Raw genomic sequence first — 21,663 nt, 5'->3', positions numbered from 1 at the left:
ACGGAGGTGACATGAGCGTCCGCACCACCCGAGCCGCCCGGCCGCTGCGCCGGGCGCTGCTGGGCGTCGCCGGCCTGGCCGGGTTCCTCGTCGGCTGGCAGCTCGTCCCGGCCCTGGGCCTGGTCGATCCGCAATATTTGCCGTACGTCACCGACGTGCTGGCGCGGCTGTCCGAACAGCTCGTCGACCTCGCGTTCTGGCGGCGGCTGGGCGCCACCATGACGTCCTGGGCGATCGGCCTGACGGTGGCCACCTGCGCCGCCGTCGTCCTCGGCACGGTCGTCGGCCTCGCCCCGCCCCTGCGGCGCGCGACCCACACGACCGTCGAGTTCCTGCGGCCGGTCCCGTCGGTCGCCCTCATCCCGCTCGCCGTGCTGATGTTCGGCATCCAGCGGCAGGCCGCCCTCGTCATCATCGTCTACGCGTCGTTCTGGCAGGTGTTCGTGCAGGTGATCTACGGCGTCGCCGACGTCGACGCGGTCGCCCGCGACACCGCCCGCAGCTTCGGCCTGACCCGCCGCGAGCGGCTGACGCACCTGGTCCTGCCGACCGCCCTGCCGTACCTGATGACGGGCCTGCGGCTCGCGGCGGCGGTCGCGCTCATCCTCGCCGTGACCGCGGAGATGGTGATCGGCAACCCCGGGCTCGGGCGCATGATCGAGCTGTCCCGCTCCGCCGGGGACGCCGTCGGCCTGTACGCCCTCGTCGTGGTCACCGGGCTGCTCGGGCTTACGGTGAACCTCGTCTTCCGGATCATCGAGCGCCGGGCGCTGTCGTGGCACCAGTCCGTACGGGGGGAGGAGGCCGGATGACGACCCACCCGGGCCGGATCGCCACCACGCCGCGCCGTCGGGGCGTCGGGCCCCGGATCGCGGCGGGCCTCGGCCACGCGCTGGGGCTGCCGACGCTGCTCCTGGTGGCCTGGGGCCTGGCGGCGACGAGGGCGACGAACCGGTTCCTCCCCGGCCCGGCGGCGATCCTCGACGCCTTCGTGGACACCTGGGTCGGCCCCGCGTTCGTCGAGGACGTGCTGCCGAGCCTCTACCGCCTCGGCCTCGGCGTCGCCGCGTCGATCGTGCTGGGCGTCGCCGCCGGCACCGTCATCGGCCTGACCCCCTGGCTGCGCGAGCTGCTCGAACCGTTGCTGGAGTTCCTCCGGGCGGTCCCGCCGCCCGTGCTGATCCCGGTGGTCATGCTCCTGCTCGGCATCACCGACACCATGAAGGTCGTGGTGATCGTCTCCGGCGCGGTCTGGCCGATCCTGCTGAACACGGTCGAGGGCGTCCGGGCGACCGACAGCGTCATGACCGAGACGGCCCGGTCGTTCCGGGTGTCCCGGTGGCAGCGGCTCCGGTTCCTCGTGCTGCCGGCCGCCAGCCCTCGGATCATGACCGGGGTCCGGCAGGCCCTCTCGGTCGCGCTCATCCTGATGGTCATCTCCGAGATGTTCGCCTCGTCGGCCGGGCTCGGCTACCGGATCGCCTACTTCCAGCGCAACTACCTCATCGCCGAGATGTGGAGCGGCATCCTCCTGCTCGGCGGAGTCGGCGTCCTGCTCGCCGTCGCCTTCGGTCTCGTCGAACGGCGCGTCCTGCGCTGGTACCACGGAATCCGGGAGGTCCACCGTGCCTGACCGCACCCTGCTGCGGGTGGAGCACCTGCGCAAGGTCTACGAGTCCACGACGGGCGGCGTCGAGGCGATCGGGGACGTCAGCTTCACGATGGCGGCCGGCGAGCTGGTCTGCGTCGTCGGGCCGTCCGGCTGCGGCAAGACCACCCTGCTGAAGTGCCTCGCCGGGCTGCTGCGGCCCACCGGCGGCGTGGTCGAGATGGACGGCGCGCCGGTGACCGGGCCGAGCCCCGCCATGGCCGTCGTGTTCCAGGAGTACGGCCGCAGCCTCTATCCGTGGCTGACGGTGCGCGGCAACGTCGAGCTGCCGCTGCGGCACAAGAAGCTCTCCCGCGCGCAGCGGCGTCGGCTGGTCGACGACGCCCTCGACGCGGTGGGCCTGGCGCACGCCGCGCCCAGCCACCCGTGGCAGCTCTCCGGCGGGATGCAGCAGCGCGTGGCGATCGCGCGGGCCGTCGCGTACCAGCCGGAGGTCCTGATCATGGACGAGCCGTTCGCCGCGGTGGACGCGCAGACCCGGGCGGACCTGGAGGACCTGGTCCGCGAGCTGCATGCCAGCCGGCGGATGTCGATCGTCTTCGTCACCCACGACATCGACGAGTCGGTCTACCTGGGCCAGCGGGTCATCGTGTTGTCCAGCTCGCCGACCCGGGTCCAGGAGGACCTCGCCATCGACCTGCCGCCCGAACGCGACCAGATCGGCACCCGCGCCCTGCCCCGCTTCACGCACCTGCGCACGCACGTCTACGGCGAGATCCAGCGGGCCAAGCGCGGGCGGGCCGTCGCCCCACGGCCCGCGCCGTGACGGCGGACCCGGCGAAGGGAAGGGCCGTGGCCAGTCGTCAGCCGAAGCAACTGCTGCTCGCCTTCTTCGGCGAGCACGTCGTCGACGGCGCCACGGGGCCGATCCGGGCCAGCGTCCTGATCCAGGTGCTGGAGGGCGCGGGCGTCGCCGCGCCGGCGACGCGGGCGACCCTCGACCGGCTCGTGCGCAGCGGCATCCTCGCGCGCAGCCGCCACGGCCGGGAGATCCTGTTCGCGCTGACCGAGCACGGGGTGGCGGTGCTGCGGGAGGCGACCCACCGGGTGCGCGGGCCGCGGCCGTTCGACCCGCAGGGCAGCGGGTGGACCCTGGTGACCTTCTCGATCCCGGAGGACCAGCGGATGCTGCGGCACCGGCTGCGCTCGACGCTGACCTGGGAGGGCTTCGCGCCGCTGCGGGACGGGCTGTGGCTGGCCCCCGGCGAGGTCGACCTCGCCGGGTCGCTGGAGCCGCTGCGGCAGGACCTCCCGCCGCACGCCGTGGTGGCGTTCCACGCCCGCGAGCTCGCCGGGTTCCCGATCGCCGAGAGCGTCCGCGCCGCCTGGGACATCGAGGCGATCCGGCGCGCGCACCTCGCGTTCATCGACGTGTGGGGCGACCCGGCCGCGCCGGCGATGGCGTCGAGCGCCCTGACCGTGCGCACGATGCTGGTGGCCGACTGGCTCGCGCTGCTGCGCGCCGACCCGCGGCTGCCGGCCGAGTTCATGGACGCGCAGTGGCCGGCCACCCGGTCGGTGGAGACCTACCGGCGGGTGCACCGGGCGCTGGCCGAGGCGTCCACGGCGGAGTTCGCCGCGCTCGTCGCGGCCCGGCCCGCGGTCAGCCGGCGAACCGGGCCCGCAGCTCGGCCTTCCGCACCTTCCCCGACGCCGTCCGCGGCAGCTCGTCGACGATGACAACGTTCTTCGGCAGCTTGTAGCGGGCGATCCGGCCGTCGAGGCGCGCCCGCACGGTGTCGGTGTCCACCCGCGCCCCCGCCCGCACGGTGACGACCGCCCACGGCACCTCGCCCCAGCGCTCGTCCGGCACGCCGATGACCGCCGCCGAGACCACCCCGTCGATCTCGGCGAGGAGCTGCTCGACCTCGGCCGGGTAGATGTTCTCGCCACCCGAGATGATCATGTCCTTGAGCCGGCCGGAGATGTAGAGGTAGCCGTCGGCGTCCAGGTGGCCCAGGTCGCCGGAGCGGAACCACCCGTCGTCGGTGAACGCCTCGGCGGTCGCCCCGGCGAGCCCGTGGTAGCCGGCGAAGACGTTCGGCCCGGCCACCTCGATCTCGCCGACCTCGCCGGTGGACGCCGGCCGGCCCGCCGCGTCGGTGACCCGCACGTCGGTGAAGAAGTGCGGCAGGCCGACGCTGCCCTGCTTGGCGCGGGTCATCGCCGGCGGCAGGGCGGTCGCCCCCGGGGACGCCTCCGTCATGCCGTAGCCCTGCGAGAACGACAGGCCCCGCGCCTCGTACGCGTCGAGGATGCGCGCGGGCACGGCAGAGCCGCCGCAGGTGAGCTTCGCCAGCGTCGACAGGTCGGTCGACGCCCAGGCGGGATGGTCGGCCAGCAACTGGTAGGTGGTCGGCACGCCGCTGAGCATGGTGACCCCGTGCCGCTCGATCTGCGCGAGCGCCCGCCCCGGGTCGAAGCCCTTCTCGACGACCAGGGTGGCGCCCTTGAGGATGACCGGCAGGGCGCCCATGCCGAGCGAGGCGACGTGGAACAGCGGGGAGATCATGAGCGCCACGTCGGTCGAGACGACGTCGTAGTCGACCACGCAGTTGAGCGCGACCCAGGTGAGGTTCCCGTGGGTCAGCACCGCGCCCTTGGCCCGGCCGGTGGTGCCCGAGGTGTAGACGATCGCCGCCGGGTCCCCGTGACCGGTCTCGACCGGGCCGGCGGCACCGGCGTCGGCGGCCCGCGCCAGGTCGGCCAGGCCCGGCCGGTCCGCGCCGCCCGCGCCGGTGACGACGACGTGCGGGGGCCGGGCGGCCGGCCCCACGACGGCCACCGCACCCGCGAGGTCGGGGTCGTGGATCAGCACGCGCGCGCCGCAGTCGGCGAGGACGTGGCCGATCTCGGGCGGCGCGAGGCGGGTGTTGACCGGCACGAAGACCGCGCCGACCTGCGCCGCCGCGAACATCACCTGGAGGAACTCCGGGCTGTTCTCCCCCAGGTAGGCCACGGCGTCCCCCCGGCCGACGCCGAGCTGACGCAGCGCCGCCGAGACCCGGTCCACGGCGTCGGCGAGCTGCCGGTACGTGACGGTGTCGCCCTCGCCGTGGACGAGGGCGACCTTGTCCGGGGACTTGAGCCGACGCCTGGCCGTCCAGACGCCGATCCCGTGCTGGTGCATCGTCGGTCTCCTGGTGGTGGAGGTGGTGTGCCGGTCCGGCCGGCGGACTCCCGGGCTCAGGCGTGGAAGCGGTACGGCCTCCCACGCTCAGGCGTGGAAGCGGTACAGCCCGCGCGCGACGACCGCCGGCTTCGTCCCGCCCTCGATCTCGATCGTCTGGTCGACGACGAGCTGGTAGCCGCCGCGGACCTCGGTGACCTCGACGACGGTGGCCCGCATCCGCACCCGCGACCCGACCGCGACCGGGGCGGGGAAGCGCACCCGGTCGAGCCCGTAGTTCACCTTCGTGGCCACGCCCTCGACCTCCAACAGCTCCGTCCAGAAGGGAACGGCCAGCGAGAGGGTCAGGAAGCCGTGCGCGATCGGCGCGCCGAACGGGCCGGTCCGCGCCCGTTCGGGGTCGACGTGGATCCACTGGTGGTCGTCGGTGGCGTCCGCGAACAGGTTCACCTGGTCCTGGCTGACCGTCCGGTAGGCGGTGCAGCCCAGGTCGACGCCGGCGAGGTCGGCGAGCCGCTCGTAGGTGGTGGTCGTCGTCATGGCGCTTCCTCTCGTCGTCACCGGGCGAGGCCCAGCAGCCGGGCCGCGTTGTCCTTGAGGATGCCCGGCAGCACGTCCGGCCTGAGGTCGGTGGCCGCCACGTCGCGCAGCCAGCGGTCGGGGGTGAGCAGGGGGTAGTCGGTGCCGAAGAGGACCCGTCGCCGCAGCGACGAGTTGGCGTGGCGCACCAGCTCGGCCGGGAAGTACTTCGGGCTCCAGCCGGACAGGTCGATCCAGGTGTTGGGCTTGTGCGTGACCACGGACAGCGCCTCGTCCTGCCAGGGCACCGAGGGGTGCGCCAGGATGATCTGGAGGTCGGGGAAGTCGGCGGCGACCGGGTCGAGCAGCATCGGGTTCGACAGGCCGAGGCGCAGGCCGTGGCCGCCGGGGGTGCCGGCGCCGATGCCGGTCTGTCCGGTGTGAAAGATCGCCGGGACGCCGGCCCGCTCGATCAGGCCCCACAGCGGCGCGTACTCGTCGTGGCTGGGGTCGAAGCCCTGCACGGTGGGGTGGAACTTGAAGCCGCGCACGCCCTCCTGCTCGATCAGCCGGGCGGCCAGGTCGAGGGCCGCCGCGCCGGTGCGCGGGTCGACCGACCCGAAGGGGATGAGCACGTCGGCGTGCTCGGCCGCCGCGCGGGCGATGTCGACGCTGGACAGCGGCGGGTGCCGCAGCTGGGTGCGCGCGTCCACGGTGAAGACGACGGCGGCCATGCCGCGCTCGCGGTAGTACTGCGCCACCGCCCCGACCGCGGGCCGGGGCCCGTCGGTCCGGAAGTAGGCCGACGCCGCCGCCACCAGCGGCTCGGGCAGCGAGGCATGGCCGTGGTCGTCGACCTCGATGTGCACGTGCACGTCGATGGCCGTGACGGCGTCGAGGTCGATCGCGGGCTGGTACATGGGGGGCCAACCTTCGTCGGGCGGGTCAGGAGGTCGCGGGCCGGAACTCCTCGGGCAGCTCCGGGAAGCGTTCGCCGACGCTCTGCGCGGCCCCGGCGAACGTCGTCGGCCACGCCTGGCGCAGCGCGTCGTAGGTCCAGCCGCCCGCGCGGTGGGCCGTCAGCGCCGCCTCGGGGTGGGTCCAGATCTGGAGCCGGTCGCCACCCACCCCGATCACCTGACCGGTCACCGAGGCCGCCGCGTCGGAGCCGAGGAACGCGACGAGCCCGGCCACGTCGTCCGCCGTGCCGAACCCGAGGTCGTGCCGGAAGAACGCGGGCACCGGCTCCCCGTTCTCCTCGGCCCGCACGGCCGCGGCGAAGTAGGGGATGGTGGCGGTCATCGCGGTCGCGGCGACCGGGACGACGGCGTTGGCGGTGATGGCGGCCCGCCGCAGCTCCAGCGCCCAGGTGCGGACCATGCCCACGATGCCCGCCTTGACGGCCGCGTAGTTGGTCTGGCCGAAGTTGCCCCGCTGCCCGGTGGGCGACCCGACGCAGATGATCCGGCCGCCCTCGCCGGCCTGCCGCATGTGCCGCACCGCCTCGCGGGCGGTGGTGAACGTGCCGCGCAGGTGCACGTCGACGACGGTGTCGAAGTCGTCGTCGCTCATCTTCCACAGCACGGTGTCGCGCAGCACGCCGGCGTTGGTCACCAGGACGTCCAGCCGCCCGAACCGCCCGACCGCCGTGGCGACCAGCTCCTTCGCGGTCTCGGTCGGGCCGACCGGCGCGACCACCGCGACGGCCCGGCCGCCGGACGCCTCGATGGCCGCGACGGCGTCGGCCGCGGCCCCGGCGTCGACGTCGTTGACCACGACGGACGCCCCGCGCCGCGCCAGCTCCCGCGCGTAGGCGAGCCCGAGGCCCCGCCCGGATCCGGTGACGATGGCGACTCTGCCGTCCAGTGACATGGCTGCTCCTTCGCGTCGATGCGATCTGAGCACGATCCATTGATAAAGTCAATTATTGACAGATCTTGCTACCATCGGCGGCATGTCGCCAACTGGGAAGACCCGGCCGACCGGACCCGACCGGCTGCGGGACAGCGTGCTCGCCGGCGACCTGAGCTTCCTGCTGGCCCGCGCCAACGCACTCACCCTCGCGGCCGCGAACGCGGCCCTCGCCGAGCACGGGCTGAAGGCGCGCTCCTACTCGGTGCTCGCCCTCGCCGCCGACGACACCCGCCCCACCCAGCGGGAGCTCGCCGAGTTCCTCCGCCTCGACCCGAGCCAGGTCGTCGCCCTCATCGACGGCCTGGAACGGCGGGAGCTGGTAGAGCGGCGCACCGACCCCGCCGACCGCCGCGCGAACGTCCTCGTCGCCACCGACGCCGGCCGGGCCCTGTTCGCCCGCGCCCAGGCCTCCGCGCGGGCCGTGGAGCTGGGCCTGCTGGCCGCCGTGCCGCCCGAGGACCACGAGCGGCTGGCCCACCTGCTGCGCACCGCCGCCGGCCTGGCCCGCCCGCTGCCGTGACCGGCCGCGCCCCGCCGCGCGCTCAGCCCAGCGCCCGGGAGAGCACCCGGCCCGCGGCCCGCACCAGCGGGACCAGCGCCACCGGGTCGGCCCGGTCGTGGGCCACCACCAGCGAGATCGCCGCCACCACGCCCTCCGGCGCGCGGATCGGCGCGGCCACCGAGAGGGCGTCCATGGTCACCTGGCGGTCGCTGACCGCGTAGCCGGTCCGCCGCACGTCGGCGAGGCAGCGGCGCAGCCGGCCCGCGTCGGTCACGGTCAGGTCGGTGTACCGCCGAAGCGGCGCGGCCAGCACCCGTTCCTGCACCTGCGCGGGCGCGTGGGCGAGCAGGACCAGCCCGACGCCGGTGGCGTGCAACGCGAAGCGGCCACCGACCCGGGTCAGCACCGGCACCGCGTGCCGCCCGGCGATCCGTTCGACGAAGACGACTTCGAGGTCCTGCCGGACGGCGAGCTGGACGTTCTCGTGAGTCACCTCGTACAGGTCCTCCATGACCGGCAGGGCCACCTCCCGCAGTCCCAGGCCCCTCGGCGCGAGCGAGCCCACCTCCCACAGCCGCAGGCCGATGCGGTACCGCCCGTCGTCGCCGCGCTCCAGCGCCCCCCACGCGAGGAGCTCCGCCGCCCGCCGGTGCGCGGTCGGCAGCGGCAGCCCCGCGCGGCGGGCCAGCTCGGTCAGGGTCAACGCCGGGCTGGCCGGGGTGAACGCGGCGAGCAGCGCCAGCGCCCGCCCCGTCACCGACCGTCCCGGCTGCCCGCGCACCCCGCCATCATCCCGCCCGCGCCGGCCGGTCACAGCTCCAGGACGAGCCGGGGCGTACGGGCCCGGGAGACGCAGATCAGCATGGTGTCCCCGGCGGCCCGCTCCCGCTCGGTGAGCAGGCTGTCGCGGTGCTCGGGAACGCCGTCGAGCACCGGGGTCTCGCAGGTGCCGCAGGTGCCCTCCCGGCAGGACGACAGGACCCCCACGCCGGCCTCCTCCACAGCGCTCAGGATCGACGTGCCCGGCGGCACGGTCACCGTCCGCCCGGAGAGCGCGAGCTCGACCTCGATCGCCGTGTCCGCACCGCCGGCCGGGTCGGGCGAGGCGGTCACCGGGGCGCTCCCGCCGCCCCCGGCCCGACCATCCGGGCCAGCAGCCGCCGGGCGGCCAGGCCACCGGCGTCGATGTTGACGCTCAGCTCCTGGTACCGGTCCGGCTCGGCCGCGATCACCCGCTCCAGGACGTCGAGCGCCGCCACGTCCTGCATGACCACGGTGTGGTTGCTGTGGTGCAGGTACTCGCTCACCGACCCGTCGTCGACCGCGAAGTCACGCGCCACCGCCCAGAAGTCGTACGTGGTGTGCTCGGTCGACGGCGTGATGGCGTACACGATCTCGGCGTGGAACGCCCCGCTGTCCTCGCCCTCGGCGGGCGGCAGGACGCCCCGCGGCGCGATCCGGCTGTGCAGGAGATAGAGGCAGGGCGGGTGGTACTCGACGTCCTGCCACCGGGTGATCCGGCCCCGGATCCCGGTCGACCGGGCGTAGAACGGCGGGCACTCGGCGTCGTCCATGTGCCGGCTGACGCGGACGACGCCCCGCTCCTCGTCCACCTCGGTGACGATCGGGGTGTCCGCCACCTCCGGCGTGCCGATGTAGCCGCCGTGCAGGTACGTCTCGTGCGACAGGTCCATCAGGTTGTCCACCAGCAGGCCGTACCGCGCGTTCAGCGGCGCCATCCCGCGCACCACCGCGTACCGGGGATCGGCCAGCCACGGCGCGCGGGGTATCCCGGCCGGGTCGGCGCGCTCCCGGTCGCCGATCCACACCCAGACGAGGGAGTCCTGCTCCACCACGGGGTACGCGACGACCCGCGCGGTACGGGGAATGCGCTGCTGGCCCGGCACGAAGACGCATGCGCCGGTCGGGTCGTAGGTGAAGCCGTGGTACCCGCAGACGATCGTGTCACCGTCGAGGCGGCTCTCCGACAACGGGTAGCGCCGGTGCACGCACCGGTCGGCGAGCGCCACCGCCGCCCCGGCTCCGGTGCGGTAGAGCACCAGCGGCTCGCCGAGCACCGTACGGGCGAGCAGGTCCCGCCCGACCTCGGCACCGTAGGCCGCCACGTACCACTGGTCACGGGCGAACGCCATGCGAGCGACCTCCTCGCGAACGAACATCGATGAGGACGAATCATCCCGTACGGTGTCCACGGCGGGAACCGGAGCTTTCACTGAATGGAAGCCTCAGGAAGGTCGCCGCGGTGACGATGGCGATCGCCGCCCGCCGTCGCGCGCACACGAACACCGACCGGCGGCGGCCGGCCCGCACGACGCCACCGGCCGGCGCCGGGTGAGTTCCCGGGGCCGGCCGGTGGCCGATCACCGTCCCGCCCGTCCTGGGCGGGTGTCGCGCGCCCGTCGGGGACGGGCGGTGGTGCTCAGGAGGCGGTGCACACCGGGGTCAGGCCGGTGGCGGTCCCGGTGCCCTGGAAACCGAACTCGGTGGACTGGCCGGCGTTCACCGCGCCGTTGTAGCTGACGTTGGTGAACTGCACGCTGCCGCTGGCGCCGCTGGCGGTGGCGCTCCAGGTGCCGGTCACCGTGGTCCCGGCCGGCAGGGTGACCTGGACGGTCCAGCCCCTGATCGGCGAGGTGCCGGCGGTGACCCGGACGGTGGCGACGAAGCCCCCGGGCCAGGAGTTCAGCGAGACCGTGGCCGAGCAGCCCGCGGCGGGCGGGGGCGTGGTCGGCGGCGGGGTGGTCGGCGGGGGCGTCGTGGGCGGGGGCGTGGTCGGCGGCGGGGTGGTGGGCGGCGGCGTCGTGGGCGGGGGCGTGGTCGTCGGCGGCGTGGTGGTGCGGCCCTTGTTCAGCTCGTCGAGGACCGCGTGGTAGGCGGCCTTCTTCTGGTAGTTGCCGTTGCCGCCGGTGAACAGCAGGCCCCGCTCGGAGGAGCGCCACGACTCGCTGTCGGAGATGCCCCAGACGGTGATGCCGGTGCACTTGGGGACGTTCAGGCAGGCCCGCACGACCTTGCGGTAGTTCTCCGCCTGACCCGCGCCGATGTCGTTGTTGCTCAGGTCGTCGTCGATGTCCACCTCGGAGAGGTGCACCTCGACGCCGAGGTCGGCGAAGCGCTGGATGTTGGCCTGGAGGTCGTTGGTGATGATGCTGTTCGGGTTGTCGTTGAAGTGCGACTGGAACCCGACGCAGTCGATGTACTGCCGGTAGGTGCGGACGATGTCGTACAGGGCGTTGGCCTTGCGGTTCGGCCCGCCGCCCTGGACCGTGAGGCCCTCGACGTCGTAGTCGTTGATGCAGAGCTTGGTGGAGTATCCGCCGGCCTGCACGACCTGCTTTGCCCGGATGAACGAGTCCCGGATGACGTCGGTGTCGCCGGCGTCGAAGTAGTCGCCGTCGCCGTTGGCGTCGCGGTTCATGGTGTGCGGCCACTGGTTGCGCCGCCGGCCGGTGTTGTTGTCCTCCAGGGCCTCGTTGACGACGTCCCAGTAGGCGATCTTGCTGCCCCAGCGGTTGATGGCGTTGCCGATGAAGGTGTTCAGCGTCGCCTGGCTGGCGCCCTGCAACGCGCCGGCCTGCGAGTGCCACACCAGCGTGTGCCCCCGGACCAGCATGTTGTTGCTCTGGGCGTGGTTGACCAGGGTGTCCGCGCCGCCGGTGTTCTGCAACCCGCCGCTGGACGTGGCGATCCGGTCCGGCTTCATGTCGTTCTCGGGGGTCAGCTGGTTGAATTCCTGACCGACGATCGGGTAGAGCCGGTTGGGTGAGGCGGCGACGCCGAAGAACAGCCCCGCCTTGGCCGCCGCGGCCCGCAGCGTGGTCTCGGCCGCGGCGGCGGGGGCGGTGGACTGGACCGCCACCGCGCCGCTCACCACCAGCAGCACCGCCGCCGGCAGGGCGGTTCTCGTCAATCGCTTCCGCTGTCTCAGGCTGCCGGTCACAGACCCTCCTTGAGGCATGCCGCCAATAATCGAAGTTCATGCATCCTTATCGGAGGGCCAGTATCGATACGGGTCAGCCACAGTGTCAACAACTTCCGGAAATGTTTCGGAAACCTCGCCGCAGGCCCGGCGTGCCGGCGGGGGCACGTCGGCGCAGGCAGGAGCGGGGCGTCGGCGACCAGCCGGGCTCCGGAGGAAGGGCACCGCCCGCCCGTCGTCCCCAGTCCACGCACCCGGTACCGAAACATTCGGAACCACCGCCGCCCGGAGCGCCGTGGCTGCCGCCCGGCCGCGCCGGGATATTGCGTTGCCCACCGCCGCGCCGACCGCAAGGCTGCGCCGGATGGGGACAGAGCCCGAACCCGAACGCCCGGTCCGGCCGGCCACCGCGTCCGACGCCGACCTGGTCGCCGAGCTGCTGGACGCCTTCAACCGCGAGTTCGACACCCCGACGCCGGGGCCCCGGGTGCTCGCCACCCGGCTGCGGCGGCTGCTCGCCGGAGAGCACTTCCTGGTGCTGCTCGGCGGCGCGCCAGCCGTCGGGGTCGCGGTGCTCTCCTTCCGGCCCAGCCTCTGGTACGCCGGCCCGGTGGCCACCCTCGACGAACTCTACGTGCGCCCCGAGATGCGCGGACAGCGCTACGGACACGCCCTGCTGGACGCCGCCTGCCGGCTGGCCGGCGAACGCGGCGCCGGATCGCTGGAGATCAACGTCGACGGCGAGGACGTCGACGCCCGCCGCTTCTACGAGGCGCACGGCTTCACCAACGTCGAGCCGGGGGCACCCGAGCCGATGTTCTACTACTATCGCGAGCTGGACTGACCCGGGGCGATCCCGACGCCGGCACGCCACCGCCCGGGCCAGGGCGGCCGATCCCCTGCCGCGACTCGACGTGACCGGCGAACGGATCGACTGAGGAGTGTCGGATGGTCGACGTCGAGCAGGTCACCCCGAGCGTGGCCGGGCACGGGGAGGGGCCGGTGTGGTGCCCGGCCGACCAGCGGCTGCGCTGGGTCGACATGCTGGCCGGGGACGTCCTGGCGCTGGACCCGGCCACCGGCACCATCACCCGCCGACACGTCGCCCCGGTGGTCGCGGCCCTGCGCCCCCGGTCCGCCGGTGGGCTGGTCGTCGCCGTCGAGCGGGGCTTCGCGCTGCTGGGGGACGACTCGGTCGAGCTGCTGCCCGAGGTCTGGTCGGACCCGTCGATCCGCATGAACGACGGGGCCTGCGATCCCCTGGGGCGTTTCTACTGTGGCTCGATGGCGTACGACGCGGCGCCGGGTCGGGCCGCGTTGCACCGGCTCGCCGCCGACGGGACGGTCGAGACGGTGCTCACCGGGCTCACCGTCTCCAACGGGCTGGCCTGGACCCGGGACGGCGGCACCGCCTGGTACGTCGACTCGGCCACCCAACGGGTGGACGCCTTCGCCTTCGACCCGGCGACCGGCGAGCTGCGCGACCGGCGGCCGGTGGTGGAGGTGCCGCCGGCGGTGGGCACCCCCGACGGGCTCTGCGTCGACAGCGGGGGCGGCGCGTGGGTCGCCCTGTGGGACGGGGGCGCCGTCCACCGGTACGCGCCGGACGGCCGCCTCACCGCCGTCGTGGAGCTGCCGGTCCGGCGGCCGACGGCGTGCGCGTTCGGCGGCCCCGACCACGCGGACCTCTACGTCACGTCGTCCCGCCTGGGCCTGCCGGACGACGACCGTTCCCCGGCGGGCGCGCTGTTCCGGTTCCGCCCCGAGGTGCCCGGCTTCCCGGCCCATCCCTTCGCCGGCTGAGCCGCGCCCCACGGGGACGGTCACACCCGGCCGGTCGGCGGGTGCCGCGCCGGCGGCAGCCCGGGCACGGCCCGGCAGAGGTCGGCCAGCGTCCCGCCGGCGGCCAGAACGGTGCCGTCGGGGCGGACGACGGCCGCCCGGGCGCGGCCACCGGCCAGCCACCGGCGCAGTTCGCTGCCCGGTGGGGCGTCGACGACGACCGCTCCCCGGCGGGTCAGGTCGGCCCGCTGCTCGGCCGACGGCGTGACGGAGGTGACGACCGCGAACCGGCCCGCCGCCACGTCGTCGAAGCGGACGTCGCCGTCGAGCACGGCGTTCGGGCACAGCCGGCCCGCGACGCCACGGCCCAGCGGGGGCCGCCGCACCAGGGCGGACCGCCGCAGCGCGGGCGTCTCGCTGTCCGTGGCGAGGCGTTGCAGGCCGGGCACGAGGCGCAGGCGCGGCGCCACCACCCGGCGGACGGCGTCCCCCCACCGGCCGCCGGCCGTCATGGCGACGCCGACCAGCTTCGCCAACCTGATCATGGCGTGGGCGTGCCGCCGGCGTTCGGTCTCGTAGGTGTCGAGGACGCCCTCGGGCAGGCTCCCGTCGAGCACGCCGGCGAGTTTCCAGGCGAGGTTCATCGCGTCGCGCAGCCCGGCGCCCAGGCCCTGACCGACGAACGGCGGCGTGAGGTGGGCGGCGTCGCCGAGCAGGAAGATCCGCCGGTCGCGCCACCGGTCGGCGACCTGGGCGCGGAAGGTGTACTCGGCCGCCCGGACGACCTCCAGCTCCGCGCGGGGCACGGCCCCCGTCCACGGGGCGACCAGCGGATACAGCCGGGCCGGGTCGCGGAAGTCGGCGGCGGCCTCGCCGGGGGCCAGCAGGAACTCCCAGCGGTGCCGGGTCGGGCCGACCCGCAGGTAGGTGCCGGCGCGGACCGGGTCGCAGAGCTGGTGCACGCCCTCCCAGTGGCCGAGCTCGGCCTCGGTGACCACGTCGACGACGAGCCAGCGCTGGGTGAACCCGAGGTCGCGCATGCCGGCGCCGATCGCGGCCCGGGTCGACCCGTTGGCGCCGTCGCAGCCCAGGACGTAGCCCGCGCGGACGACGCCCGGCGCGCCGGTGACCGTGTCGGTGACGCTCACCGCCACGCCGTCCGCGTCCTGGGTCAGGGCGGTGACCTCGGTGTCGCCGCGCAGGGTGGCGTTGTCGTGCCGGCCGAGGTTGCGGCGCAGGATCGCCTCCAGCTCCGGCTGGTCGAACAGGCTCCCCTGCGGGTAGCCGTGCCGGCCCGGCGTCACGTCGCGGGGGAACTCGGCCAGCACCCGCAGGCTCCGGTCGACCAGGCGCAGGCCCCGGTGCGGCCGGGAGATGGCGGCGAACTCCTCCCGGAGCCCCAGCCGGGCGAGGATGCGGTGCACCTCGTCGTCGAGGGCGACCGCCCGGGGCAGCGGGTAGATCTCCGCCCACCGGTCGAGGACCAGGCACTGCACGCCGTGCTGGGCGAGCAGCGTCGCCGCGGTGAGCCCGGTGGGACCCGCGCCGACCACGACGACCGGGACCACGGTCACCGTGCCGCCCGCCTCATCCCGCAGAGCCTACCCACGGCGGTGACGCCCGGCCGGTCGAGCAACGTCCCGGCTCCCCGGCCGGCTGCGGCTGCGTCTGCGTCTGCGTCTGCCGAGCGTGGTACGCCCGCCTACCGCAGCCGTGGTCGCGGACGGCGGGCGCGGGGTGCCCCGGCGGGGCCGGCGCGGCGGATCGGCGTCGGCCCCACCGGGGGCGGGTCTCCGGCCGTCAGGCGCGGGACCACTGCATGCTGGTCGCGGAGCCGCAGGCGCGCTGTTCCAGGGCCGCGCCCGGGGTGGTCGAGCCGCCGACCACGTTGAGGCACTTGGCGCTGTTCAGGTTGACCAGCTGGTAGTAGCCGTCACCGGTCGACCGCCAGGTGAAGGTCTGGTTGGCCCCACCGTGGCAGGTGTACTGGACGATCTGCGCGCCGTCCGCGGTCGAGGCGTTGACCACGTCGACGCACTTTCCGCTGTTGACGCTCTGGAGGGTGACGTTGCCGTTGCCGGCGTCGTTGAACCGCCACTGCTGCCAGGGGTTGCCGTTGCTGGTCCACTGGCCGATGACGGCCAGGTCGTTCAGGTTGGGCGCCTGCACGTCGATGACCTGGCCGCTGTTGCGGTTGGTGACGCGGTAGGACGTGCCGGCGCCGGTGCCGGCGGTGAACTGCCACCAGTTGAGGTTGAACAGGTTGCCGCTGCCGCCGACGAACCGTAGGTACAGGTCCTGGGTGCCGGTCGCGCCGGTCACCGGGCAGGACACCGTCTGCCACGTCTGCCAGCCGCCGGTGACCGGCACCGTGCACGCGGCGACCCGGGTGCCCGTCGGGCTGCCCAACCGCGCCTCGATCGTGCCTCCACTGCCGGCCGAGGCCACCCGCGCGCTCAACGACGCCGCGCCCGACCCGAACGCCACCCCCTTCACCTTGACGTAGTCACCGTTGTTGAGGAAACCCACGTTCATCCCGCCCTCGCTGGCGGGCTCCGTCTCCACCCCCACCGACCAGGCGATCGTCTCCGCCTCCTGCCGCACATACGGATTCAACGTCCCGATCTGCGGCGCCCCGCCGGTGGTCATGTTCATGCTCGGGATCGTCCCGTCACTACGGTAGGAGAACTTCTCCACCGCCACCGACCGGGTGTAACCACCCCCACCCGGCAACGCCCCGTTGTGATAGAAGAAATACGACCCGCCGTTGAAGTCGATCACCCCCGGATGGTTCGTGAAACTACCGCCCTGCCGCGGCATCACCGTCCCCCGATACGTCCACGGCCCCGTCGGACCCGGCGCCGTCGAGTAACCGATGAACTCCGAACAACACTCCGCCGCGAACACGTTGTAGTACATGCCGTTACGCTTGTACACCCACGGCCCCTCCTCATACAGAGTCGGCCGGGACGCGTTACCCGTCCGCGTCCCGAACCCCGCCGTGGTCAACGGAATCTTCGTCGGACTCCCCGAATACGAGACCATGTCCGCGTTCAACTTCACATACCACAGGTTCGGGTTACCCCAGTACAGGTACGCCTGCCCGTCATCGTCGATCATCACGTTCGGATCGATCTCACCGTTACCCACCAACGGCCGGCCGATCGCATCCCGGAACGGCCCCGTCGGACTGTCAGCCACCCCGACACCGATCACCATGCCGCCGCCACGCTGCTTCACCGGCACATACCAGTAGAACTTGTTGTTCCGCGCCACGACGTGACCCGCCCACGCGTCCGCCTCCGCCCACGAGAACGTGGCCAGGCTCATCGGCGAACCATGATCAGTCCAGTTCACCATGTCCGCCGACGAGAACACCCGCCAGTCCTTCATCGTGAAATACGTCGACCCATCCTCGTCGTGACCGGTATAGAGATAGATCCGACCGTTGTAGACCAACGGCGCAGGATCCGCCGTATAGATCGTCTGCACGATCGGATTGTCGGCGTGGGCCGGGCTCGCCGGGAGCAGCGTGGCGATCAGGAAGAGGCTCACGAGCCAGGCGCCGGCGCGTCTGATCCGGGCCCGGGTCACGGATGGGCTTGCGGCTGTCATCGTCATCTCCTGGTGGTGGCGTGCGGGGCTGTCGGCGCGGCCGGCAGCCGACCGGGCGGGTCGCGTTCCCCCTCTCGGCGACGGTGGCGGTCTCGTGGCGGGAGAGCTGGCGCCCCGCTGGCGCAGGCGTCGGCCGGGGAACCCGTGCGTGCGCAACGGAGACCGGCCCGAGCGGGCCAGGTCGGCGACCCGGAGGACGGTCCCGTCGACGCGGCGGGCGGCGGTGTCCGTCGTCCGCCGCGAGCGTGCCGGCCGGCGTTTCCCCACTGTGAGCGATCACATAGCTGCTCGTCAAGATTTAACGGCGCAGATGCGAGGCGGAAACCCTGCCCGCCTACCGGACTCCCACCCACGCCCCGAAATCGGGGCCGACAGGCAGCCCTCCATCACCGACGCCGCGATGTTATCGCTCACACGAAGCCGCGGGAGGCGGCCCGCCCACCGAAACTCCCACGCGCGCCGCGTCGCGTGAACCCGGGGCGATCGGGGTGAAGATGAAGGTCCTCAATGTTAACGTTCATACGGCCGCCGCGCGCAGCACGGCCGACACCCCGCCGCCCGACGGGTGCCGCGGGTATTGGTCTGATGCCTGCGGGGCGCAGGCCCGCAACCCGGCCCGGAAAATGCCGCAGGCGCGGCCCCCACGAGAGCGCCGACGTGCATTGACGTTACGTATCGGAAACCTTTAACGTCTGACGTCTTGGCCGCGAGGCACGCCACCCCACCACCGCCGCCCCACTCCGCCGCTGGAGGGAGCATCATGTCCCGTCCCTCGCTCTCCCGACGTTCGCTGCTGGCCGCCCCGGGCGGGCCCACCGGCACCGCGCCGACCAGCGTCAACGCCGACACCGGCCACGACGGCGGCGGCAACCTGCTCTGGGCCGTCACCACCGCCTGATCCCCGCGGCGCGCCGCCCACCACCGAGAGATGGAGAGGACACGATGAACCGAAGAAACCTGTTGGGTACGGGGCTGACGTTGCTGCTCGGCGCGACGACGGCCCTCACCGCCGGCTGCGGTGACCAGGCGGGCGACGGGGCCGGCGCGGGCGGCGGCCGGCCGCTCGTCGGGGTCGACTACCCCCGCTCGGACACCGACTTCTGGAACTCGTACATCACCTACGTGCCGAAGTCCGCCGAGGAGCTGGGCGTCGAGCTGAAGACCACCAACTCGCAGAACGACATCGCCAACCTCATCTCCAACGCGCAGACCTTCTTGAGCCAGGGCGTCAAGGGGGTGGTGATGGCCCCGCAGGACACCGCCGCCATCGCGCCGACCCTGGCCCAGTTCGAGAGCCGCAAGATCCCGGTGGTCACCATCGACACCCGGCCGGACACCGGCAAGGTGTTCATGGTGGTGCGCGCGGACAACCGCGCCTACGGCACCAAGGCGTGCCAGTTCCTCGGCACCAAGCTGGGCGGCAAGGGCAAGGTCGTGATGCTCCAGGGCGGCCTTGACTCGATCAACGGCCGGGACCGCACCGAGGCGTTCAACGAGTGCATGCGCAAGGACTTTCCCGGCATCACCGTGTTCGGCGAGGCCACCGACTGGAAGGCCGACGTGGCGGCGTCGAAGCTGCAGACCCGCTTCGCGTCGGACCCGGACGTCAAGGGCATCTACATGCAGTCCTCGTTCGCGCTGTCGGGCACGTTGCAGATCCTCAAGCAGCGCGGCCTCCAGGTGCCGCCGACCGACCCCCGGCACGTCTTCGTCGTCTCCAACGACGGCATCCCCGAGGAGCTGAAGAACATCGGCGACGGCCTGATCGACGCCACCGTCAGCCAGCCGGCCGACCTGTACGCCAGGTACGGGCTGGAGTACGTCAAGGCGGCGATCGAGGGCAGGACGTTCCAGCCGGGCCCCACCCCGCACGGCAGCACCATCATCCAGGTGCGCGACGGCCTGCTGGAGGACCAGCTCCCCGCGCCGCTGGTGACGTTGGACGGCGCGCCGGTCGCGGGGCAGCCCACCGTGAAGTTCGACGACGCGTCGCTGTGGGGCCGCAACGCATGAGTGCCGCCCCGCACCGCCCCGGCGACGGGCCGGCCGGCGACGGCCAGCCCGTCGTCGAGGCCGTGGACATCACCAAGCGCTTCGGGTCCACGCTCGCACTGTCCGGGGCGGGCATCCTGGTCCGCCGCGGCGAGACGCACGCCCTGGTGGGGCGCAACGGCGCCGGCAAGTCGACGCTGGTGAGCATCCTCACCGGGTTGCAGGCCGCCGACTCCGGCGCGGTCGCCTTCGACGGCCGTCCGGCCCCGCCGCTGGGTGACCGCGACGCCTGGCGGCAGCGGGTGGCGTGCGTCTACCAGAAGTCGACGATCATCCCCACCCTCACCGTGGCGGAGAACCTGTTCCTCAACCGGCACGCGCGGGGCCGCAGCGGGCTGATCCGCTGGTCGGGCCTGCGGCGGGAGGCGGAGCAGCTGCTCGCGGCGTGGTCGGTCGACGTCGACGTGCGTCAGCCGGCGTCGACGCTCACCGTCGAGCAGCGGCAGTTCGTGGAGATCGCCCGGGCGCTGTCCTTCGGGGCCCGGTTCATCATCCTCGACGAGCCGACCGCCCAGCTCGACGCCGCCGGCATCAGCCGGCTGTTCGCCCGGATCCGGGACCTGCGGGCGCACGGGGTGACATTCCTGTTCATCAGCCACCACCTCCAGGAGATCTACGAGCTCTGCGACCGGGTGACCGTCTTCCGCGACGCCCGGCACGTCGTCACCGCGGACGTGGCCGGGTTGAGCCGGCAGGCGCTGGTGGCCGCGATGACCGGCGAGGACGTGACGATGCCGGAGGCCGAACACCGGCGGCTGGCGTCCGACGCGCCGGTGCTGCTGTCGGTGCGTGACCTGGTCACCTCGTCCGGCGCGCGGCTGTCGCTTGAGGCCCGGGTGGGGGAGGTCGTCGGCATCGCCGGTGGCGGCGGCAGCGGCAAGGTGGAGGTCGCCGAGGCGATCGTCGGTCTGGCCCGCCCGGCGGGCGGGACGGTCGCCGTCGGTGGCCGGGCGCTGCGGCCGGGCAGCGTGCCCGACGCGCTCGACGCGGGCGTGGGGCTGGTGCCGCAGGACCGGCATCGGGAGGGCCTGGTGCCGGCGCTGTCCATCGCGGAGAACGTCACGATGACCGTGCCGCGCCGCGTCGGGCGGTACGGTCTCATCTCGTCGGCCCGGCGCGACGCCCTGGCCCGGGGCACGATCGCCGACCTGGCGATCAAGGCGGCCGGGCCGCAGGTGCCGGTCTCGGAGCTCTCCGGCGGCAACCAGCAGAAGGTCGTGATGGGCCGGGCGTTGGCCAGCGACCCCCGGGTGCTGGTCCTCGTCACGCCGACCGCCGGGGTCGACGTGCGGTCCAAGCAGACCCTCCTCGGCGTCGTCGAGCAGGTGCGCGGCCGGGGCAGCACCGTGCTGGTGGTCTCCGACGAGCTCGACGACCTGCGGATCTGCGACCGCGTGCTGGTGATGTTCCAGGGCCGGGTCGTCGGCGAGATGGCCCACGGCTGGAGCGACAACGATCTGGTAGCCGCCATGGAAGGGGTGGACCTCCACCATGTCTGACACGCTGTCCACCGCCACGGCGTCGTCCCCGGTGCCCCCGCCGTCGCGCGCGCCGTCGCGGAGCCTGGTCGTCGCCCGGCTGCGGGACCTGGCGCTGGTGCCGGCGATCATCGCGGTCGCGGTCGTCGGGTCGATCGTCAACCCGGTCTTCCTCAGCTCCGACAACATCATCAACGTGCTGCAGAGCATGTCGGAGATCGCCATCCTGGTCCTCGCCCAGACCATCGTGCTGATCACCGGCAGGATGGACCTGTCGCTGGAGTCCACCTTCGGCCTGGCGCCCGGCATCGCCGCCTGGCTGATCGTCGACCCCGCGCTCACCCGGGGGCTCGGGCTCGGCGTGCTGCCGGACGGCTGGGCGATCCCGGTGGTCCTGCTCGTCGGCGCCCTCGTCGGCGCGTTCAACGGGCTGCTCATCGTCCGGTTCGGCCTCAACGGCTTCATCGTGACGCTGGGCATGCTCATCATCCTGCGCGGGCTGCTCACCGGCATCTCCGGCGGACAGACCTTCTTCGCGCTGCCCGGGTCGATGACGTACCTGGGCTCGGCGAGCTGGTTCGGTGCGCCGGCCTCGATCTGGGTGTCGCTGCTGCTGTTCGCCGCCGGGATCGTGGTCCTCGGGCACACCCGCGCCGGCCGGGCGCTGTACGCGATCGGCGGCAACGAGGACGCGGCGCGCGCGGCGGGCATCCGCACCGACCGGGTGCTGTGGATCGCGCTCGTCGTGGCCAGCGTGCTCGCGGCGCTCGCCGGCCTGCTGATCAGCGGACGGCTCGCGGCGGTGCCGTCGGCCCAGGGCAGCGGCGCGATCTTCCAGGTCTTCGCGGCGGCGGTGATCGGCGGCGTCAGCCTCAACGGCGGCAGGGGAACCGTGTTCGGCGCCTTCACCGGCGTGCTACTTTTATTTATGATCATCAATGTCTTGACCCTGGCGGGGGTGCCCGCGCAGTGGACGAACTTCCTCAACGGCGCCGTCATCCTGGTGGCCCTGGTGGTCTCCCGCATCACCGGGGGCAAGGCGCAGACGTGAGGCGACCCGGC

21 protein-coding genes are annotated in these 21,663 nt (G+C 73.3%); 11 read left to right on the top strand and 10 right to left on the bottom strand.

Annotated elements, in window-relative coordinates:
• Positions 1-11 precede the first annotated feature (11 nt).
• From O7628_RS24685 to O7628_RS24670, 4 genes are read left to right on the top strand one after another with little or no spacing between them, the layout of a single operon-like run.
• The gene (locus O7628_RS24685) at positions 12-812 is read left to right on the top strand and encodes an ABC transporter permease (RefSeq protein ID WP_278134082.1); all 801 of its coding nucleotides are present in this window, start codon (positions 12-14) and stop codon (positions 810-812) included.
• Positions 809-1,633, top strand: a complete 825-nt coding sequence (locus O7628_RS24680; protein WP_278134080.1) for an ABC transporter permease subunit — start codon at positions 809-811, stop codon at positions 1,631-1,633. Before O7628_RS24685 ends, O7628_RS24680 begins: the two co-directional genes overlap by 4 nt.
• A complete protein-coding gene (locus tag O7628_RS24675; protein ID WP_278134078.1) occupies positions 1,626-2,435 on the top strand; it encodes an ABC transporter ATP-binding protein in 810 nt (269 codons plus the stop codon). The genes O7628_RS24680 and O7628_RS24675 overlap by 8 nt, the downstream gene beginning before the upstream one ends.
• 26 nt (positions 2,436-2,461) lie before the next feature.
• A complete protein-coding gene (locus tag O7628_RS24670) occupies positions 2,462-3,349 on the top strand; it encodes a PaaX family transcriptional regulator C-terminal domain-containing protein (RefSeq protein WP_278134075.1) in 888 nt (295 codons plus the stop codon).
• Here O7628_RS24670 and O7628_RS24665 read toward each other — a convergent pair.
• The 4 genes from O7628_RS24665 to O7628_RS24650 all read right to left on the bottom strand — a co-directional run bounded on the left by O7628_RS24665 (position 3,273) and on the right by O7628_RS24650 (position 7,190).
• A complete protein-coding gene (locus O7628_RS24665) occupies positions 3,273-4,799 on the bottom strand; it encodes a long-chain fatty acid--CoA ligase (RefSeq protein ID WP_278134073.1) in 1,527 nt (508 codons plus the stop codon). The genes O7628_RS24670 and O7628_RS24665 overlap by 77 nt on opposite strands.
• Positions 4,800-4,886: 87 nt before the next feature.
• The gene (locus tag O7628_RS24660; RefSeq protein ID WP_278134070.1) at positions 4,887-5,339 is read right to left on the bottom strand and encodes a MaoC family dehydratase; all 453 of its coding nucleotides are present in this window, start codon (positions 5,337-5,339) and stop codon (positions 4,887-4,889) included.
• A 17-nt stretch (positions 5,340-5,356) separates the two neighbouring features.
• Entirely contained in the window at positions 5,357-6,238 is an 882-nt protein-coding gene (locus tag O7628_RS24655) for an amidohydrolase family protein (RefSeq protein ID WP_178064308.1), read from the bottom strand.
• 25 nt (positions 6,239-6,263) lie between these two features.
• Entirely contained in the window at positions 6,264-7,190 is a 927-nt protein-coding gene (locus tag O7628_RS24650) for an SDR family NAD(P)-dependent oxidoreductase (RefSeq protein ID WP_178064307.1), read from the bottom strand.
• 82 nt (positions 7,191-7,272) lie between these two features.
• Here O7628_RS24650 and O7628_RS24645 point away from each other — a divergent pair, with 82 nt between their 5' ends.
• Complete coding sequence (locus O7628_RS24645) at positions 7,273-7,752, top strand: MarR family winged helix-turn-helix transcriptional regulator (protein ID WP_178064306.1); 480 nt, start codon at positions 7,273-7,275, stop codon at positions 7,750-7,752.
• Positions 7,753-7,774: 22 nt separating this feature from the next.
• Here the strand turns inward: O7628_RS24645 and O7628_RS24640 are convergent, their stop codons facing one another.
• The 4 genes from O7628_RS24640 to O7628_RS24625 form a co-directional block, all read right to left on the bottom strand.
• Positions 7,775-8,515 carry an IclR family transcriptional regulator gene (locus tag O7628_RS24640; RefSeq protein ID WP_074478739.1) on the bottom strand — a complete coding sequence of 247 codons (741 nt, stop codon included), beginning with the start codon at positions 8,513-8,515 and terminating at the stop codon, positions 7,775-7,777.
• Positions 8,516-8,544: 29 nt separating this feature from the next.
• Positions 8,545-8,847 carry a 2Fe-2S iron-sulfur cluster binding domain-containing protein gene (locus O7628_RS24635; RefSeq protein WP_278134064.1) on the bottom strand — a complete coding sequence of 101 codons (303 nt, stop codon included), beginning with the start codon at positions 8,845-8,847 and terminating at the stop codon, positions 8,545-8,547.
• The gene (locus O7628_RS24630) at positions 8,844-9,887 is read right to left on the bottom strand and encodes an aromatic ring-hydroxylating dioxygenase subunit alpha (RefSeq protein WP_278134062.1); all 1,044 of its coding nucleotides are present in this window, start codon (positions 9,885-9,887) and stop codon (positions 8,844-8,846) included. Before O7628_RS24630 ends, O7628_RS24635 begins: the two co-directional genes overlap by 4 nt.
• Positions 9,888-10,174: 287 nt before the next feature.
• Positions 10,175-11,713, bottom strand: coding sequence for an endo-1,4-beta-xylanase (locus O7628_RS24625; protein ID WP_278134060.1), 1,539 nt, complete (start codon positions 11,711-11,713; stop codon positions 10,175-10,177).
• A 325-nt stretch (positions 11,714-12,038) separates the two neighbouring features.
• Here O7628_RS24625 and O7628_RS24620 point away from each other — a divergent pair, with 325 nt between their 5' ends.
• Both O7628_RS24620 and O7628_RS24615 read left to right on the top strand, forming a co-directional pair.
• The gene (locus tag O7628_RS24620) at positions 12,039-12,518 is read left to right on the top strand and encodes a GNAT family N-acetyltransferase (RefSeq protein ID WP_278134058.1); all 480 of its coding nucleotides are present in this window, start codon (positions 12,039-12,041) and stop codon (positions 12,516-12,518) included.
• 104 nt (positions 12,519-12,622) lie between these two features.
• On the top strand, positions 12,623-13,477 hold the full coding sequence (locus O7628_RS24615; protein ID WP_278134056.1) for an SMP-30/gluconolactonase/LRE family protein: 855 nt from the start codon (positions 12,623-12,625) through the stop codon (positions 13,475-13,477).
• 20 nt (positions 13,478-13,497) lie between these two features.
• Here O7628_RS24615 and O7628_RS24610 read toward each other — a convergent pair whose 3' ends face one another.
• Positions 13,498-15,030: a bifunctional 3-(3-hydroxy-phenyl)propionate/3-hydroxycinnamic acid hydroxylase gene (locus O7628_RS24610; protein ID WP_278134054.1), complete on the bottom strand. Its 1,533-nt coding sequence runs from the start codon at positions 15,028-15,030 to the stop codon at positions 13,498-13,500.
• Positions 15,031-15,256: 226 nt separating this feature from the next.
• Positions 15,257-17,071 (bottom strand): RICIN domain-containing protein, encoded by a 1,815-nt coding sequence (locus O7628_RS24605; protein ID WP_278134053.1) that lies wholly within the window; start codon positions 17,069-17,071, stop codon positions 15,257-15,259.
• 760 nt (positions 17,072-17,831) lie between these two features.
• On the opposite strand from O7628_RS24605, the gene O7628_RS24600 reads away from it, so the two are divergent.
• From O7628_RS24600 to O7628_RS24585, 4 genes are read left to right on the top strand one after another with little or no spacing between them, the layout of a single operon-like run.
• Positions 17,832-17,969, top strand: a complete 138-nt coding sequence (locus O7628_RS24600) for a hypothetical protein (RefSeq protein ID WP_278134051.1) — start codon at positions 17,832-17,834, stop codon at positions 17,967-17,969.
• Positions 17,970-18,013: 44 nt separating this feature from the next.
• A complete protein-coding gene (locus tag O7628_RS24595; protein WP_278134050.1) occupies positions 18,014-19,084 on the top strand; it encodes a sugar ABC transporter substrate-binding protein in 1,071 nt (356 codons plus the stop codon).
• Positions 19,081-20,622: a sugar ABC transporter ATP-binding protein gene (locus O7628_RS24590; RefSeq protein WP_278134048.1), complete on the top strand. Its 1,542-nt coding sequence runs from the start codon at positions 19,081-19,083 to the stop codon at positions 20,620-20,622. The genes O7628_RS24595 and O7628_RS24590 overlap by 4 nt, the downstream gene beginning before the upstream one ends.
• On the top strand, positions 20,615-21,652 hold the full coding sequence (locus O7628_RS24585) for an ABC transporter permease (protein WP_178064296.1): 1,038 nt from the start codon (positions 20,615-20,617) through the stop codon (positions 21,650-21,652). Before O7628_RS24590 ends, O7628_RS24585 begins: the two co-directional genes overlap by 8 nt.
• Positions 21,653-21,663 lie beyond the last annotated feature (11 nt).

The sequence above is a fragment of the Micromonospora sp. WMMD956 genome, from assembly GCF_029626125.1.
In the GTDB taxonomy this organism is placed as follows: Bacteria; Actinomycetota; Actinomycetes; order Mycobacteriales; family Micromonosporaceae; genus Micromonospora; species Micromonospora carbonacea.
This window is presented reverse-complemented; position numbering and strand designations above follow the sequence as displayed.